This is a genomic window from Gardnerella sp. DNF00550 (assembly GCF_049262685.1).
GTDB lineage: Bacteria > Actinomycetota > Actinomycetes > Actinomycetales > Bifidobacteriaceae > Bifidobacterium > Bifidobacterium leopoldii.
This window is the reverse complement of sequence record NZ_CP058397.1, coordinates 256,174-272,451: the sequence shown is the minus strand read 5'-3', so window position 1 is coordinate 272,451 and position 16,278 is coordinate 256,174. Positions and strand designations below refer to the sequence as shown.

General features: G+C 41.9%; 13 protein-coding genes. 2 read left to right on the top strand and 11 right to left on the bottom strand.

The window, feature by feature from the left end:
- Positions 1-150 precede the first annotated feature (150 nt).
- The 9 genes from HXT29_RS00880 to HXT29_RS00840 all read right to left on the bottom strand — a co-directional run bounded on the left by HXT29_RS00880 (position 151) and on the right by HXT29_RS00840 (position 11,658).
- Positions 151-1,929 (bottom strand): zinc-ribbon domain-containing protein, encoded by a 1,779-nt coding sequence (locus HXT29_RS00880; RefSeq protein ID WP_422118388.1) that lies wholly within the window; start codon positions 1,927-1,929, stop codon positions 151-153.
- Positions 1,930-2,012: 83 nt separating this feature from the next.
- Positions 2,013-3,296: a deoxyguanosinetriphosphate triphosphohydrolase gene (locus tag HXT29_RS00875; protein ID WP_004106024.1), complete on the bottom strand. Its 1,284-nt coding sequence runs from the start codon at positions 3,294-3,296 to the stop codon at positions 2,013-2,015.
- A gap of 64 nt (positions 3,297-3,360) precedes the next feature.
- Positions 3,361-4,740 (bottom strand): alanine racemase, encoded by a 1,380-nt coding sequence (gene alr / locus HXT29_RS00870; RefSeq protein WP_064340221.1) that lies wholly within the window; start codon positions 4,738-4,740, stop codon positions 3,361-3,363.
- Between the two features lie 85 nt (positions 4,741-4,825).
- Positions 4,826-5,365 carry a histone acetyltransferase gene (locus tag HXT29_RS00865; protein ID WP_032842431.1) on the bottom strand — a complete coding sequence of 180 codons (540 nt, stop codon included), beginning with the start codon at positions 5,363-5,365 and terminating at the stop codon, positions 4,826-4,828.
- A gap of 53 nt (positions 5,366-5,418) precedes the next feature.
- Positions 5,419-5,913 carry an S-ribosylhomocysteine lyase gene (locus HXT29_RS00860; RefSeq protein WP_004118906.1) on the bottom strand — a complete coding sequence of 165 codons (495 nt, stop codon included), beginning with the start codon at positions 5,911-5,913 and terminating at the stop codon, positions 5,419-5,421.
- Between the two features lie 117 nt (positions 5,914-6,030).
- Positions 6,031-7,713, bottom strand: coding sequence for an ABC transporter ATP-binding protein (locus HXT29_RS00855; protein WP_064340220.1), 1,683 nt, complete (start codon positions 7,711-7,713; stop codon positions 6,031-6,033).
- Positions 7,710-8,594 (bottom strand): ABC transporter permease, encoded by an 885-nt coding sequence (locus tag HXT29_RS00850; RefSeq protein WP_004118899.1) that lies wholly within the window; start codon positions 8,592-8,594, stop codon positions 7,710-7,712. The genes HXT29_RS00855 and HXT29_RS00850 overlap by 4 nt, the downstream gene beginning before the upstream one ends.
- Positions 8,595-8,636: 42 nt before the next feature.
- Positions 8,637-9,602, bottom strand: a complete 966-nt coding sequence (locus tag HXT29_RS00845) for an ABC transporter permease (protein ID WP_064340219.1) — start codon at positions 9,600-9,602, stop codon at positions 8,637-8,639.
- Positions 9,603-9,966: 364 nt separating this feature from the next.
- The gene (locus HXT29_RS00840; protein ID WP_116442786.1) at positions 9,967-11,658 is read right to left on the bottom strand and encodes an ABC transporter substrate-binding protein; all 1,692 of its coding nucleotides are present in this window, start codon (positions 11,656-11,658) and stop codon (positions 9,967-9,969) included.
- A 543-nt stretch (positions 11,659-12,201) separates the two neighbouring features.
- Here HXT29_RS00840 and pdxS point away from each other — a divergent pair.
- Positions 12,202-13,035 carry a pyridoxal 5'-phosphate synthase lyase subunit PdxS gene (pdxS, locus tag HXT29_RS00835; RefSeq protein WP_064340158.1) on the top strand — a complete coding sequence of 278 codons (834 nt, stop codon included), beginning with the start codon at positions 12,202-12,204 and terminating at the stop codon, positions 13,033-13,035.
- On the top strand, positions 13,032-13,631 hold the full coding sequence (gene pdxT, locus HXT29_RS00830; RefSeq protein ID WP_004118885.1) for a pyridoxal 5'-phosphate synthase glutaminase subunit PdxT: 600 nt from the start codon (positions 13,032-13,034) through the stop codon (positions 13,629-13,631). The genes pdxS and pdxT overlap by 4 nt, the downstream gene beginning before the upstream one ends.
- Positions 13,632-13,897: 266 nt before the next feature.
- Here the strand turns inward: pdxT and HXT29_RS00825 are convergent, their stop codons facing one another.
- The gene (locus tag HXT29_RS00825; RefSeq protein ID WP_004107486.1) at positions 13,898-14,665 is read right to left on the bottom strand and encodes a type III pantothenate kinase; all 768 of its coding nucleotides are present in this window, start codon (positions 14,663-14,665) and stop codon (positions 13,898-13,900) included.
- Between the two features lie 182 nt (positions 14,666-14,847).
- A complete protein-coding gene (locus tag HXT29_RS00820) occupies positions 14,848-16,278 on the bottom strand; it encodes an ABC transporter substrate-binding protein (RefSeq protein ID WP_422118455.1) in 1,431 nt (476 codons plus the stop codon).

Below are 16,278 nucleotides of genomic sequence, written 5' to 3'. Positions count from 1 at the left end.
GTGAAATAAACAAAACGAGACGAAACTGTCGAAAACACCAAATCAACGATAATATCGACAAAATACGCTACGAAATCAGCGGAAGACGCACAAATCGCAAATAGTTGCGCAAGCCGCATCTTCCGCAATCTTTCGTAATCTTTTGCTACTTTACAATTCCCGATCTTTAATGAAACCAGTAAAATCAAACGGCTTCTCAACTAGGTAGTAAACGTTTGAATCATCCGGAGCTGGAGCAAAAGGTATTGCTTTATGTTTAGAAGTTGGAACAAAAGGATTGTCTCTCATATCACCATCTTTTGAAGCAACTGTTATCTCTGATTTACTGTAATATTTAGGATCTCTGCGCAAAATAAACGGACGATCCATATCCGGTTTAGTCTTGCCTTTGCCTTTAAAGAATCCGCTTGCTTCTAGTTCGTCGAGCTTTGCACTAACCGGAACAAGCACAAAATACGCGCGCATCTTATACGTTATACCCTTATTTACTCCCGGCACATCAATAAAGTTATTGCTAGAATAATCTGGATAATTGCTATCTAAATCTTGGTAATCTTGGAATTGTCCGTTAACACACAACCCCGAATGCACATTGTATACCTTATTGCCACAATAAGGATCTCCACCATCGCGAAATATTTCAGTCATGCCAGAATCACCAAAAATCAATGTATTGTGCAAAGGAAGAGAATTCTTATCTTCATCACTATCATCAGTATCAATTGCATCACCCAATAATTGCTGTGTATACTGCCACATTCCGAAACTGTGTGCATAATCTTTATTATTTTCATCATCTACTAAATCATCCATAGCATGAGTGCCACGAAGAAGCACTCTAGTATTCTCGCCTATTTCTGTATCATAATTTGTAGGTTCAAACTCTAAGCAATCTCCAGATTTAGTGCACCATTTTCCAACAAATGGAACTAATGTAGAAACTACAGTTGCTTGATTACTTTCACCATATCCACGCTTGCTAGTAAACATTTTCTTAGTTTCAGAAGCATCAGCGCCATAGTAAAGCGTTATGTCGGTATCTCCCCTATGTGATTGCCCTAATCCAAGATTAGACCCAACAATTTTGCCTAAGTGTTTTCGGGATGAATATTTTGGTACAAGTCTAACTTTGAATCCTTCATCAGACATCATTTTGTACGCTTCGTCTTTATCTTTATCGAATAATTCAACAGGAACAGACCTGCCACTATCAGGATATTTATCTTCTTCTCCAATGCCTATGAAGATTCCTTTATTTCCATCTAAAGGCTCTCCTGGCATTGGGTTAGTTGCGGCGATTTTTCCAGGATGAAGTGAGGCTACTTTGTAAACTTTTACTGGAACTCCCATTGATTTTAATAGAGGCGCTGCTTCTTCAACAGTTTTTCCAATCACTCCCTTTTCCGGCATTCCAGGACCTTTGGATTCAACGACCGTTACAACGTGATTCCCGCGAATAACTTGCCCAGGTTTTACGTTTTGATATCGCGCAAAATTACCTGGTTTACTTCCTCCGAAATCTTTTACTAAGCGAGTTTCAACACCTTTTTCTTGCAGTTCACGTACAACATCTTGCGCAGATTGTGAAGTTTTTGCTTTAGGTACGACTATGCGTTCAGATGGCGCTGCTTTACGAAAATGCGGAAAAGTAAAGAAGAAGACTGCCGCCGCAATAATTGCAACCGCTGCTATAACGCATGCGCTTATAATAATTAGTTTGCGATTTTTTATAAGCGGAGTTGCATATTCAGGCTGAGCTATTTGAATTCCAGGCTGCATCACTTCCGTAGGCTGCTCTACTCCAGTAGGCTGCATCACTTCCGTAGGCTGAGATTGTTCAACGTTATTCCCGTATGAAACAGAAGCACCACAGTTACCACAGAATTTTTCTCCAGGAATAATATTATTCCCGCAATTTGCACAAAACATTCTCAACCTTCTTCGCACACTTTAGTCTTTACAACAAATCTACACTCACAGCTCACCCAGAACAAAGCACTTAGCAAAAGCACCTAGCACAAAGCCGCGTGAAGAGTTGTAGCAGAACCGTCTGTAAGACTTGCCACCTGGTCGATTGCAACACGAAGACGCTCATCATCGTTAGTGCACTCGTTCCAATCTCCCACGAATACTTCCTCCATTGCATCGTGCGAGCGCGGCGACTTGCTCATAAATACTTCTACTAAATCTGTCAAAATTTTCTGTTCGCGCTTATAAACTTCACGCTCGCGAGGAGCGATTATAAAGTGCACAGCTAAGCTTTTCAGCATCACAATTTCGTAGGAAGTATTTTCCGGAATCACAAGGTTTGCGCGGTAGCGAACAAGCGGACCGTTGCCATAACGCTCACGCGTAGCGTGCTCAACAGAGCTTGCAAAACGACCAATAAGAGCACTAGTAATATTTTTCAACTGCGCTAGCGCTCGACGAGAACCGTCGAAAGAATTAGGAAACATGTGAAGCGAGCGCAAACGTTTCAAAGCATCCAAAAGTTTATCTACATCCCAACGTTCACCATACCATGCATGGGTTTCTTCAATAACTTCATCTACAACTTTTGAATCCGCAACTAAAGCAGGGTTAAAAGCGCCAGTTACAATCGCATCCTCAATATCGTGCACACTGTAAGCAATGTCGTCTGAAAGATCCATTATTTGACATTCCATTGGTTTTGCTTCGCGTGGAGCACCAATTTTCAGCCATTCAAACACATCTCGATCATCCGGATACACACAGAATTTCAAATCACGCTCGCCTTTATCGTGCGCTTTTGCTTCTTCTAATCCCCACGGATACTTCACTGCAGCATCTAATGCTGCGCGCGTAAGATTTACTCCTGCACTTCTACCGTTTTCGCGAAAAACTTTCGGTTCTAAGCGCGTAAGTAAGCGAAGAGTTTGTGCGTTTCCTTCAAATCCACCAATATTTTTCGCTAATTCTGCGAGCGCGCGTTCTCCGTTATGGCCAAATGGTGGGTGCCCTAAGTCGTGCGATAAGCAAGCGCAATCAACAACATCCGGATCGCATCCAAGCATTGCTGCAATTTGCCTACCAATTTGCGCAACTTCCAAAGTATGTGTCAAGCGAGTTCGAGCAAAATCATCCGAACCCGCAACTAAAACCTGGCTTTTTGCACCCAATCGACGTAGCGCAGATGAGTGTATGATTCGCGCACGATCTCGTTCAAAAGGCGTTCTCACACGAGTGTGATGAGGCTCACTCGCCCAGCGCTCAGTATCATGCAAATCGTATTCGCCAACGATCTCATTATCCGATGCAATTACTTCGTTGCACATACAGCACCTCTTTTATTTGCAATTAAGGCTAATTTAACCTTCTAAAAAACCAAGCAGCAACAAGCTATATAAGACTTTTTGCGTCCAATTTTGCAATATCGCTAGAAGATAGCACTTCGTAAGCATTGCGGTAAAGCCGCGGCACGCGAGGTCCGATTCCAGTCATGATTTCGTAGCTGATTGTTCCTGCAGCTTCTGCCCAATCGTCGGCAGTAGGCTCAGCAAATTCCACACCTCTTCCAGGACCAAAAAGCGTTACAGTATCGCCTTCTCGGACGCCTAACTCTGCAGCATCGCCTTTTAAATCAACTATGAACTGATCCATGCAAACTCGCCCTGAAACATTCAAAATTCGCGCACCTTTATTGGTTTCTACTCTAACCGGTCCGCCCTGCTTATCAACATGACGCGCACCTTGCATATCAAATCCGGAAGCAGATCGCAAAATTCCGTCAGCGTAACCAAGCGGCACAATAGCAGTACTCGTATTATTTGGAGTTAAATACGTGCGCCCGTAGGAAATTCCATGCCCTTCTTCTACAGCTTTTACAGTGCCAAGTTGCGCTTGAAGCGTCATAGCTGGTTGCAATCCATAAGTTTGAGAATCCCCCATTGCAGGATCCGGCTCGTATCCATACAAACCAATTCCTGGTCTAACAAGCTCAAAACGAATTTCTGGACGATTAAGCGTTGCAGCAGTATTCGCTAAATGGCGGATTTTAGGTGCCACAGATGCTTCTTTCATGCGATTTGTAAACTCGTGGAATTGTTGGATTTGCCGGTCGGTTGCATCTACAAATTCTGGAACATCAGGAGAATCTGCCACAGCTAAGTGACTCCATTGGCCAATAACCTCAATTACGCCTTCACTAGAGTATTGTTGCAATTTTTCTAGAGCGGCACTAAAACCTTCTGGCGTAAAACCGTTTCGTCCAAAACCAGTATCGACTTTTACGTGCACGCGAGCAGGTTTACCTAACTTTCGTGCAGCAAAAGCTACAGCATCAAGAGAGTCAACAGAGCCTACTGAAATATCGATATCTGCTGTAATCAGATCTGCAAATCTCGTAGTTGGAGCGCTAGTAAGCCAAGTGAGAATATGGCAACGGCTAGAATCAATACCAGCTGCACGCAAACGCAACGCTTCGTACGGTTGAGCTGTGCCAAGCCAAGTAGCACCTCCAGCCAAAGCCGCGAGCGCACTAGGAACAAGCCCGTGACCGTATCCGTCTGCTTTTACGACTCCCATAACTTCCGGCGCATTCTGACTAGGCTGCAAATCTTGCGAAACGCGCTCAACCAAAGTACGCATATTGTCTCGAAGCGCCTTCAAATCGACAATTACTTGCCCAGGGTATACGCTTAACGTGCGAGCATAGTTTGCTTCTAACATTGCCGCATTACGTGCACTATTACTTGCCGCATTACTTAAATCTGTACTCATAACTCACCTAACTGATTTAGTATGCTTTAATGCTACATGCTCTTTTGCATACTCTCCATAAGCTTTTTAAGAACACATGCGCATTTCATATGACATGATTAAGTGTTTGCACCCATTGGTATGCAATACGTACTGCACTGTGCGCACGATCTGGAATAACGACCAATCCACAACGACTAAACCCTGCACGCGTAATTACTTTTTGCATAATCACGTTATCTGGATGCGTATCAATGCGTACATTATTATAGTTTTGCTGCACCCAATGCAAGCACGCTGTTGCCATTTTTGGTTTTATTCCCGAAGATGCTAAGCGGTGAATTGTTACATAAGGGGAAATATCATCAAGCCATGCACCGTCAATACTGGCATACACTTCATCAACACCTTCGCATAATGCGAATTGCGCTAAAATACGCTCGTTATGCGATTCTGGATCCTCGTCAACAATCAAATAGAAACGTTTTAAACGAATATCCTCAATAACACTTGAAACAAGTGGAAAACTATTCCCCCACTGATGAGGATTGCCTGTAACACGCATAAATTTGCGAGCATTTTCATAAATATGCTCAATATTTCGCAAGTCACCAAGAGTTGCTTTTCTCAATGTTATATCTTCCATGCCAACCTCTAAAAGAAACCAAATAAAATCACGCAAAATTAGCTAATTATTACTTACACAAGTTTGCGCTCAAAAGGATCCGAACTAATTCCCTTCGCTAGAATATCTTTACACCATTGACTAGCACCAAATAAACTGTGGTCTCTATAGTTGCCGCAAGATTCAATAGTTGTTGCAGGAACATCATCCCAGGTGGCATTAAACGCAATAAACTCAAGAGATTCCTTTAAAGCGCGCGCCACATCTTCTGTGCTGTGTTCGCCCCAAGTTAGCAGATGAAAACCAGTTCTGCAGCCAAAAGGCGAGCAATCAATATAGCCATCAATACGCTCACGAAGTAACACTGCAATCATATGCTCAATTGTGTGCAAAGCTGCAGTAGGAATCGCTTCCTCATTAGGCTGCGTTAAACGAATATCATAGTTGGAAATAACATCCCCATTAGGACCTTTTTGCGTATTGATATAGCGCACATAAGGTGCTTTTACTTTAGTATGATCTAGTTCAAAACTTTCTGGTCTAGGTCTAGACGCATCCTGCTTATTCATAAGTATTCCCTTCACTTAACTACACAATAAACAACGTACTCTTTAACGTAGTGAGTACTTCTATAGTAGACGGTAGTTGCCTAATTAGTTGAAAGATTTATTAGTAGAAAGATTTATTTACATGATTGCTGCGTTTACAAGAGCACGAGTGTAGTCATTTTGTGGATTATTGAGCACATCATTTACACTGCCACATTCCACAACTTTTCCTTCATTAAGAACAATAACTCGCGTTGCTAAATGCCGGATCATACCCAAATCATGACTTACAAATATGCATGACATGCTTTTACGCTCGGAGCGAATGGATGCAAAAGCGTCTAAAATGCGAGTTCTTTCCGCAACATCAATTGCACTCATAGGCTCGTCAGCAAGCAAAACTCGAGGATTATTGATTAATGCGCGAGCAATACAAACACATTGCGCTTGACCGCCAGAAAGCTCGTGAGGATGACGTTCCAAAAAATCTTCAGGTTTTAAGCCTACTAATTTCAGCATTTCACAAACACGCTGCTCAATAGTTGCATCGTCTAATTTAAGCGATTTTTGCCATATTCTAAGAGGCTCAGCAACACTTTTTTGAACTGTCCAGCGTGGATCCAATGCGGCAAACGGATGCTGAAATACAAGCGACGATTCGCGTCTCATAAGCGTACAAGCATTTTTATTTACTTCTAATAAATTGGCATTATTTACAATTTCACCGCAATAAGTAACGTTTCCTTCGCAAAGAGTTTCAAGCCCCAACATAGCGCGTATAAGAGTTGTTTTGCCGGAACCAGATCCGCCAATAATCGCCAAAGATTCGCCGATATTAAGATTTAAATCTACGCCTCTTAACACTTCAGCACGAGTTTTTGCGCGACCTAAAATAACGTGAATATTTTTTGCATTTATAAGCGAATTTTCTTCACTATTGCCAATACGGGAATTAAATTTCTTAGAATCAACGTTTGCAGAACCAGTATTTGCAAAATCAACATTTGCAGAACCCACTTTTACAGAATCTAAATTTTTAGAACCTAAATTTTGCGCTCTAAAAGTCAACTTTTTAGCAGCACTCACTAATTGTTTAGTAGAAGAAATACGCGGATTATCAAGCAAATTCTTAATATTTTCACTATCGACCACACGCCCAGAATCAAGCACATAGCAACGATTAGCAGCATGCGAAAGCACAGAAAAATCGTGCGTTACAAAAAGCATTGAAGCGCCCATATCATCTACAAGTGAAGCAAGCATTCGCACAACTTCACTTTGTGTAACCGAGTCAAGCGCGGTAGTAGGCTCATCAGCCAAAATCAAACGCGGAGAAGTAATCAAAGCTGTAGCAATACCAACTCGCTGCTGTTGACCTCCAGAAAGCTCAAACGTGCGTTTAGATGCGAGATTTTTCGACAACCCTACTTTTTCAAGCATCATGCATACTCGATTGTGAATATCGTCATCATCTAGATTGTAATGTATTCGCAAAGGCAAAGAAATTTGTTTTTCAACGCTTAACATTGGATTAAGCGCTCTATTAGCCTGCTGAAATACTACACCAACGTATTTTCCGCGAATAGAAGCTAAATTTTCATCTTTTGCTTTCACTGTTTGAAAATTGCCAAGCATACAAGAGCCTGAAATTTCAGCATTTGACGGCAATAATCCAGTTATAGCTCGAATTAGCATAGATTTGCCAGAGCCAGAGGAACCAACTAAGCCAACACGCTCACCGTCAGAAATCTCAATTGATACGTTGTCAAGAATTAGTTTTCCGCCAAGTTTTAGCGTGAGATTTTGAATATTTAAGCTCATTTTTCCCCTACTTTATTCGTACTTTTTGATGAAGGATCTAAAACTTTGCGCAATACGTCACCAAAAAGATTAAGAGCAACAACAACCACAGTCACAATCAAACCCGGCCAGACAACCGATAAAGGATTTACGTGAATTAACGAAACAGAAGTAGCCAACACGCGCCCCCAGCTAGGAACTCCAGAAGGAACACCAATACCCAAGTATGTTAAGCCACTTTCAGCCAAAATAACAGTTCCTGCAGAAAGAGAAAGCTCAACAAAAGCAACAGGAATAATATTTGGTAAAACATGATGAATAAGAACATATTTACGCGAGGAACCTTGCAAAACAGCTGAAGTCACATAATCAGATTGCAACGCAAGCTGCGCACTAGGTCGTACAATACGTGCTAAATTCAAGCCATAGCCAGTTCCACAAGCAATAACAATCACAACAACACTAGCTCCAAACGGAACTGCAAGTATAAGCGCAATTAAAACAGTTGGAATAGAAATCAATGCGTCAACAGACATAATGCTTATTGTGCGAACAATTTGTGAACTAGAAATCATAAAGCTCAAAACAATAAACCCAATACAAGTAGCAACTAGAACAGTAGAAAAAACGAGAATCAGCTCAATTCTTGAACCTGCCATAAGCCAACTAAGCATATCTGAACCAGTGCCGTCCGTGCCAAGCCAATGCGAAAAAGACGGCTTCTGCCATACTTTAAAACCATTAGTTTCTAAAAGTGAGTACGGAGTCCATAAAAGCGAAAGCAAAGCAACAAAAAACCATATTGCAAACGTTAAACACACAAATTTACCGAAAGTAGCATTCCATATGCGCTTAAACAAAGTAGATTTTACTTTGATACTTTTTTTAGACATATTGCACATAAAAACTCACCTTATTCGCATGTTAGATTCAACAATAGGAAATTAATTCAAACTATCTTTAGATAACCTAGGGTCAAGTAGTCGATGGGTAATGTCAACTACAAAGCCGATTAGTAAGAACAGCGCAGCAAGCATAAAAAGCTCACCTTGCACTGCAATTAGATCGCGCAAACCAACATCTCGAACCATTCCCGTACCAATACCAGGTAAGGAAAACAGGTTTTCAATAACCATCACGCCCATAACCATATGAGCGAAAGTTAAACCAATAACAGATACAAGTTGAGGAAGAGCAAGTCGCAAACCAACACGCCACACAACTTGTTTGCGAGTCATTCCGCAAGCCATAGCTTGAGAAGCTACTTCACTTTTAACAATATTTTCAACAGTTGCAGCAGTGTAACGCATAAAACTAGATCCAACAATAAGTCCTACTGTAAGAGCCGGAATAAGAAGAGACGCAAAAGCTTCAGGAAATTCGCTCCAGCCATCTGTAGGGAAACCTTGAGTTGGCAACAAACTGAACACACCAATACCGCGTCCTAATAGCAAAATAAGTAGCATGCAACCCCATAATGCTGGAACAGAGCCTGCTGTAATAGCCAAAAAGCGCATAATTGCCTGTGAAAGTTTGCCTTCATGAGTAATTTGCAAACATCCAAGTGAAATACCAACTACTAAAGCAATAAACAGACCCAAAAGAATCAGCGGAAAAGTAATAGAAGCACGCATCGCAATAGTTGAACTTACAGAACGACCAGTTAACATAGACACGCCAAAGTCACCGCGGAAAACACCACAAATCCAGTCAACATACTGCGTAAAAAGTGGTTTATTAATACCAAGTTCTGCTCTAAGCTCCTCTACTTTTCCGCTAGGAGCGTTTAAGCCGGCCATAACTTGCGCAACATCGCCCGGAAGTACACGTAACGATATGAAAATAACTACAGAAATACCAAGTAAAGCAAGAGTAAACAGCAATACTCTGTAGCAAATCATGCGAAACATAAAATGCCTCCTTTCTATGTTCTTCTAGTCGAAACGCACCACAAATACACAAATTCGGGCACTAGTGCAGTTTGCGCGCTGCGCGAGTGTCTCATTTTGCATATTTTGAGACGCTCGCGCGGATTACGCTCGCACACTACGCTCTATGCGCGAAGGCAGGTCGTCAGCGTACACAACCACAACCAAATTCCCAATGTGCCCACATGTGAGTCTTCCCTGCCTTCGTCAATCGAGACGGAGGCAGACCTCGCTTGCGCTGAAAGCACACTGTGCTTTCAACTTGAGCAAGCTCGGCGCTCCGAGTTGCCTTCGCGCGCTACGCTCTATGCGCGAAGGCAGGTCGTCGCGCACAGCTAACACAAAATCAGTTAAGCCGCAGGTTGTATAGCGGCAAAATCTCTTGATTCATGTCAAAAGGCATTCCTTCAAGATTCTTCATTTTCGCAGTTACAACGCGATAGTTAAACAGCCAATCAGCAGGAGCATCCTCGCTAATAATTCGCGCAGCTTTAGCAAGCAATTTATTTGACTCTTTAGGATCCGCACAAAGCATAGCTTTAGCATACAAATCCTGGACTTGCTTATTGTCGTAACCGTAGTAATACGTAGGATCCGCCCACTGCCCAAAATCGTGACTCTCATTGTGATCAACCATCGACAAATCATACTGCTTATTCTTATAAACATCTTGAAGCCAAGTAGTAAACTCAACAATATTAACTTTCAAATTGATTCCAATAGGCTTCAATTGCGAGCGCAGCTGATCGCCAATTTGCGTGCCGTAAATATTCGGATAAGTAAGCGTCAAATCCATAGGATGAGATTCGTCAAATCCGACTTCCTTCATTAGCTCCTTAGCGCGCTGCAAATCATGAGGATACAGCTTAGTTAAATCCTCATAACCAGGGTCAAGAGAAGGAATTGGACCACCAAGAGCTAAATCCGTGCCGCCACGAGATGCAATAATTTGCTTGTGATCAATCGCGTAACGAATAGCTTTGCGCACGCGCTTATCCTTAGTACGTTCGCCTTTCATATTCATAGCTAGAACAAATTTATCTGTGCCATTACCTGCACTGACATCGTAACGCTTGGAATCATCTTTAAAAGGCTTAGCAAGTTGACCAGAAATAGGAGCTAATGCTTGCACAGAACCGGAAGAAAGTGCGTCAACCGCTGCGTTATCGTCAACAAAATAGCGAACTACTATCTTATTAGTTTGCGCACGATGAATACCTTTATAACGCGGATTTGCTTTTAAAACAACACGATCATTTGGCACAAATTTGTCAATTAAATACGGTCCAGAACCAACTGCTTGAGTTTTTGCATCATACTTTGCGCTTTTATCAAAAACTAAACCTGAACGACTGCAAAGTGCCCACAAAAGCTTAGCATTTGGCTCTTTAAGAGTGATTTCAAACGTGTAATCATCTTTTGCTTTAGCAGACTCAACTTTTCCAACCATGTTAGAGCCGCGATATTTTTTAGCAATAAGCTCGCTAAACGACCATTCTGCATCATGCGCAGTAAGCTTATTGCCGTTAGAAAATACAGCACCCTTACGCATGTGGAATGTGTAACGCAAACCATCTTTACTTACTTCCCAGCTTTGAGCTAACGAAGGAACTACCTGATTAGTAGCATTGCGAGCAACTAAGCCTTCATACACGTTACCAATAAGCAACTGGTCGAGTGAGGAACCTGATTGATTACGGATATCAAGATTCGTAGGAGCTAACTTTAGACCTATAGATACAGTTTTGTTCGAAATTTCCGATACTGAATTTGATTTATTTGGTTTATTAGATGTAGTAAGAGTTGCAAAAATTGCACTAAACACTACTACCAAAACAATAGCTAAGCTAAATAGCCAGATCTTGCCCATTTTGCGTTTCGAGCCTGAATAAGCATATTTTTCAGCTTCATTCAGCGAAGAGTCAGTGCTCGCAGCGAAAGAAGTGCTTTTATTAGTCTCATTGTTAGTTTTACCGGAGAATTTTTCAGTCGCGCCGTTTTCTTCGTGCACGCTTTCCTCAGGTTTGCTGTTAGCCATACCATAAACCTTTCTTAATGGCATATAAACATTATTTATTTGTTATTATTTATTTCTTTATTTATTCTTTATTTATTCTTGTCTTATAGCTCGCCGCTTTATTGGAAATGCACATTTGCAAACATAACTATTTGCATACCACATAAACCCAAATACAAGTCGACTGCATTACTAATCGTAGTCGATTGACAAGCCAGTCTCATCTATGGCGCGTCCAAAAAATCAAATCATATTTTGTATATTTTTGTAATATTTTTATACCAATACATATGAGATATATCCTACGAATGTGGTTAAATTCCAACAGAACGTAAACTTGCAAACGTACGCAATAATCGACATAAGATTAAAGCGTAGAAGCGCGCAAATTCACGAAATATTAAGATGCATACACGTATCTCATATGTTAAAGCTCATATGTTAAAGCTAAAGCGAGGAATGATGGCTGAGAACTTGAATACTACGGTAACTGTGAACGAATCCTCGGATCCGCAAAACAAAAGCGGCGAAGACCGTACAGCATTGAACCGTCAACTGGCACAAATGCTTAAAGGCGGCGTGATTATGGATGTCACCACCCCAGAGCAGGCGCGAATTGCTGAGGATTCTGGCGCGTGCGCAGTTATGGCTTTGGAACGTATTCCTGCTGATATTCGCGCAGCCGGCGGCGTTTCTCGTATGAGCGACCCAGCAATGATTCACGGCATTCAAGAGGCTGTGTCTATTCCTGTTATGGCAAAATGCCGCATCGGTCACTTTGTTGAAGCACAAGTGCTTGAAGCTATCGAGATCGACTACATCGACGAAAGCGAAGTGCTTTCTCCAGCCGACGACGTGTATCACATCAATAAGCGCGATTTTGCTGTGCCTTTCGTTTGCGGCGCTAAGGATTTGGGCGAAGCTTTGCGCCGAATTAACGAAGGTGCTTCCATGATTCGCACTAAGGGCGAGCCTGGAACTGGAGACGTGATTCAGGCTGTGCGTCACATGCGCATGATGAATTCCGCAATTCGTAAGCTTACAAGCATGCGCGAGGATGAGCTTTTTGAAGAAGCCAAAAATTTGCGCGTGCCTTTCGAACTCGTAAAATACGTTGCACAAAACGGCAAGCTTCCTGTTGTTAACTTCGCAGCCGGCGGCGTTGCTACCCCAGCCGACGCTGCTTTAATGATGCAGCTTGGTGCCGAAGGCGTATTCGTTGGCTCCGGCATCTTTAAGTCTGGAGACCCAGCAAAGCGCGCTGCCGCAATCGTTAAGGCTGTAACTAATTACAAGGATGCCAAGATGATTGCTCAACTTTCCGAAAACTTGGGCGAAGCTATGGTTGGCATTAACGAGCAGGAAATCAAGCTTTTAATGGCTGAGCGAGGCGAGTGATTTTGTCAAACTCACCTACCAATACTGATAACTCCGCTCATACTGTAGCAGTTTTAGCTGTTCAAGGTGCTTTTCTTGAACATCGCTTAATGCTTGAAAAATTAGGCGCACACGTTATTGAACTTCGTCAAGCGCGCGATTTGGAGCAGTCTTTTGACCGCTTAGTACTTCCGGGCGGCGAAAGCACTGTGCAGGCTAAGCTTCTTCGTGAGCAAAATATGCTCGAACCTTTGCGCGAGCGCATTGCAGGAGGAATGCCTGTTCTTGGCACTTGCGCAGGTTTGATTTTGCTTGCGAAAAACGTAGAAGGTGACGAAGTAAACGGTTTTGGCACTTTAGACGTAACAGTTAAACGCAATGCTTACGGACGCCAGCTCGGAAGCTTCCATTGCGAGGCTGAGTTTGGTGAGCTAGGCAATGTGCCGATGACGTTTATTCGCGCGCCTTACATTGCAGAAGTAGGCTCTAATGCCAAAGCTCTTGCAACTGTAGATGGTCATGTTGTCGCCGCGTGCCAAGGAAAGCAAATCGGCACATCCTTCCACCCGGAGCTTGACGACGATATGCGAATCCATCAGCTTTTCCTGGATTTGTAATCGAATTTGCAAATAAAAACGTAAGTAAAGCGCCAGTTAAAGCGTAAATCTTAAATAAGTTACATACAAACCTTCGCAAGTAGCAATATTTGCGGAGGTTTTTGATTCTGAACATTGACACAGAACGAAAACTATCCTGCCTTCATATTTATCGACGAAGGCAGACCTCCCTCACATTTGGAGCACAACACAACCCAAAGCCCTCCAAGCACGAGCAAAATTACCCACGTTTGGAGCAAAAAACAACAAATAAACGATATTTACTATTAGCGCAAGTTTCGCTGATAAATCGAAGCCATACCTTTGAAAATAAGATCCGGATCGTAATAATCAATCGATTGCACGTCATTTTCAAAAAGCCTACCCAAGCCACCAGTAGCAACTACCTTAAATGGCTCGTCTATTTCAGTTTTAAATTGTGCAATTGTACGCTCAATTCCACCCAAGAAGCTGTAATATAATCCAGCTTGCATTGCGAGTTTAGTAGATTTTGCAAGAACAGACTGCGGTCTAGCTATTTCCACTTCTGGAAGCTGAGCCGTGTTATCCCAAAGTGCCGCAGCTGCAGTACGAATACCTGTGCAAATAAGTCCGCAAGTAATAGCACCACTTTTATCTATATAGTTGTAAGTTGTTGCCGTACCAAAATCAATAACTAGTACAGATCCTCCATACTCACTAAACGCACCAACGCAATCAGCTAAACAATCCGCGCCAAGAGTTCTTGGCTCATCAATACGAATATTCATACCGGTTTTAACACCAGGACCTACAATCATAGGATCAATATGAAGAAATTTGATAATACTAGCGCGGAATGAATGCATAACTTTCGGCACAACAGAAGCAACGATAACATCTTCAACATCGTTTATTGTAAATCCGCTTAAATGCAAAAATTGCGCAATCATAATGCCATACTCGTCTGATGTATGATTAGACTTTGTTGTCATACGATAAGTGCCAACAATTTGGTTATTTTCCAAAAAACCCAGCACAATATTCGTATTACCAATGTCTACTGCTAATAACATGTGTGCCTACTTCCTATATTGACATTTACGGATTAATTAAGTTAATCTGCAATCACGCGCGCACGTATTGTATGTGTATTTATACTATCCTATTGTATTTATACTACTTTTGCTAATGATCTTACTTTTACGCAAAATTAAGCTGCTTTTACGAAATCACTTAATTTTAATACGTTACGAAATTATCTAACTACAAATCCTTGATTGTAACCATATTCTTGAAGATCTTTTTCCCACAATAAAAGACCATCTTTTAAAGAAATACGTTTACCAGGATCATCTGGAAGCCACAATTTACTTCCATCATCTTGAGTAACACCAGCATCAATCATGGCTTGCACGTTTAATCTAGCTAAAGATTTAACACTCCAGTCATATGCTTGACCCATAGTTGCTCTAAAATCACTTCGCGAATACACTTCAAAAGGCAAATACCTGTATCCCGTATCCACGCGATTAGCGGCATCTGCAAATACACGATTAAACTTCTGGCCGCCAAAATAAGGTATATCAATGCCTCGTGAATCACGAATAGTAGCTCTATCTAAAAATGACTTATCTCTAAGCGTAACAACATCTGCAGGAAACGCTCCACCATTGACACGAGCACGAATTCCATGCATATCATGGCATACAAAATTCACAAATCGCATTGCTGCTTCAGGCTTACGACTCGATTTAAGCACAGATAACGAAGAACCGCCCATTTCTGCATTACGCTTTTCTCCGTGCATAGTTGGCACATTCGTCACCTTCCACAATCCTGCAGTTCCAGGCACATTTTCCAGAAGCAAAGACGGCATCCAGGCTCCTGAGAAAACAGAAGCAATCTTGCCAGCTCCAACACCGTTCTTCCAGCGTTGACTCCAAGTTGTAGTTCTAATGTCAATCAATCCTTCATCAATCATTGATTGCCAGAACTTTGTAAACTCTTCAGTACCCTTATCTTTGCTCAATCTAACAGTAACTGTTTTCCCATCATGAGAAGTCATAAACGGGTGTCCACCTGCAAGCCAAATCATAGCGTTATAAAAACTTGCGTCACCTGAGTCTGCTGCAATATACACACCGATATCTTTAAGCTTACGAGCAGCGTGACGGTAATCTTCCCAAGTGTGTATTTTTGTGGCATCTACACCAGCCTGCTTAAACACGTCATCATTATAAAACCAAGCCATTGGGCCAGAATCCATCGGCAAACCGTAAACACGTCCACCAAGTTGCACAGAAGACCATGTTCCAGGAGTATAGAATGTGCGAGTATTTTTCACACGATCAGTAATATCTAAAAGCTGTCCACTTACAGCATATTGCGGAAGAGCAAAATATTCTAATTGAACAATATCTGGCATACCATAGCCATCTTGAATAGCGCTATTAAGATTGCTATATCCGCTAGTATCTTTTACAGTTACATGAACATCTGGATTATGTAATTCAAATTCTTCAGCAAGTCGTTTCATGCTTGGTTCCCAAGACCAAACACTAATTTGAGTTCTAGAATCTTTAGTTCCGCATCCGCAAGAAAACAGCAAAGAAAAAACACAAAGTATCGACAGAAGCAAGCGTCCAAAATGATTGCGTTGTTGCAAAATTCTTGCAAATGCAGACAT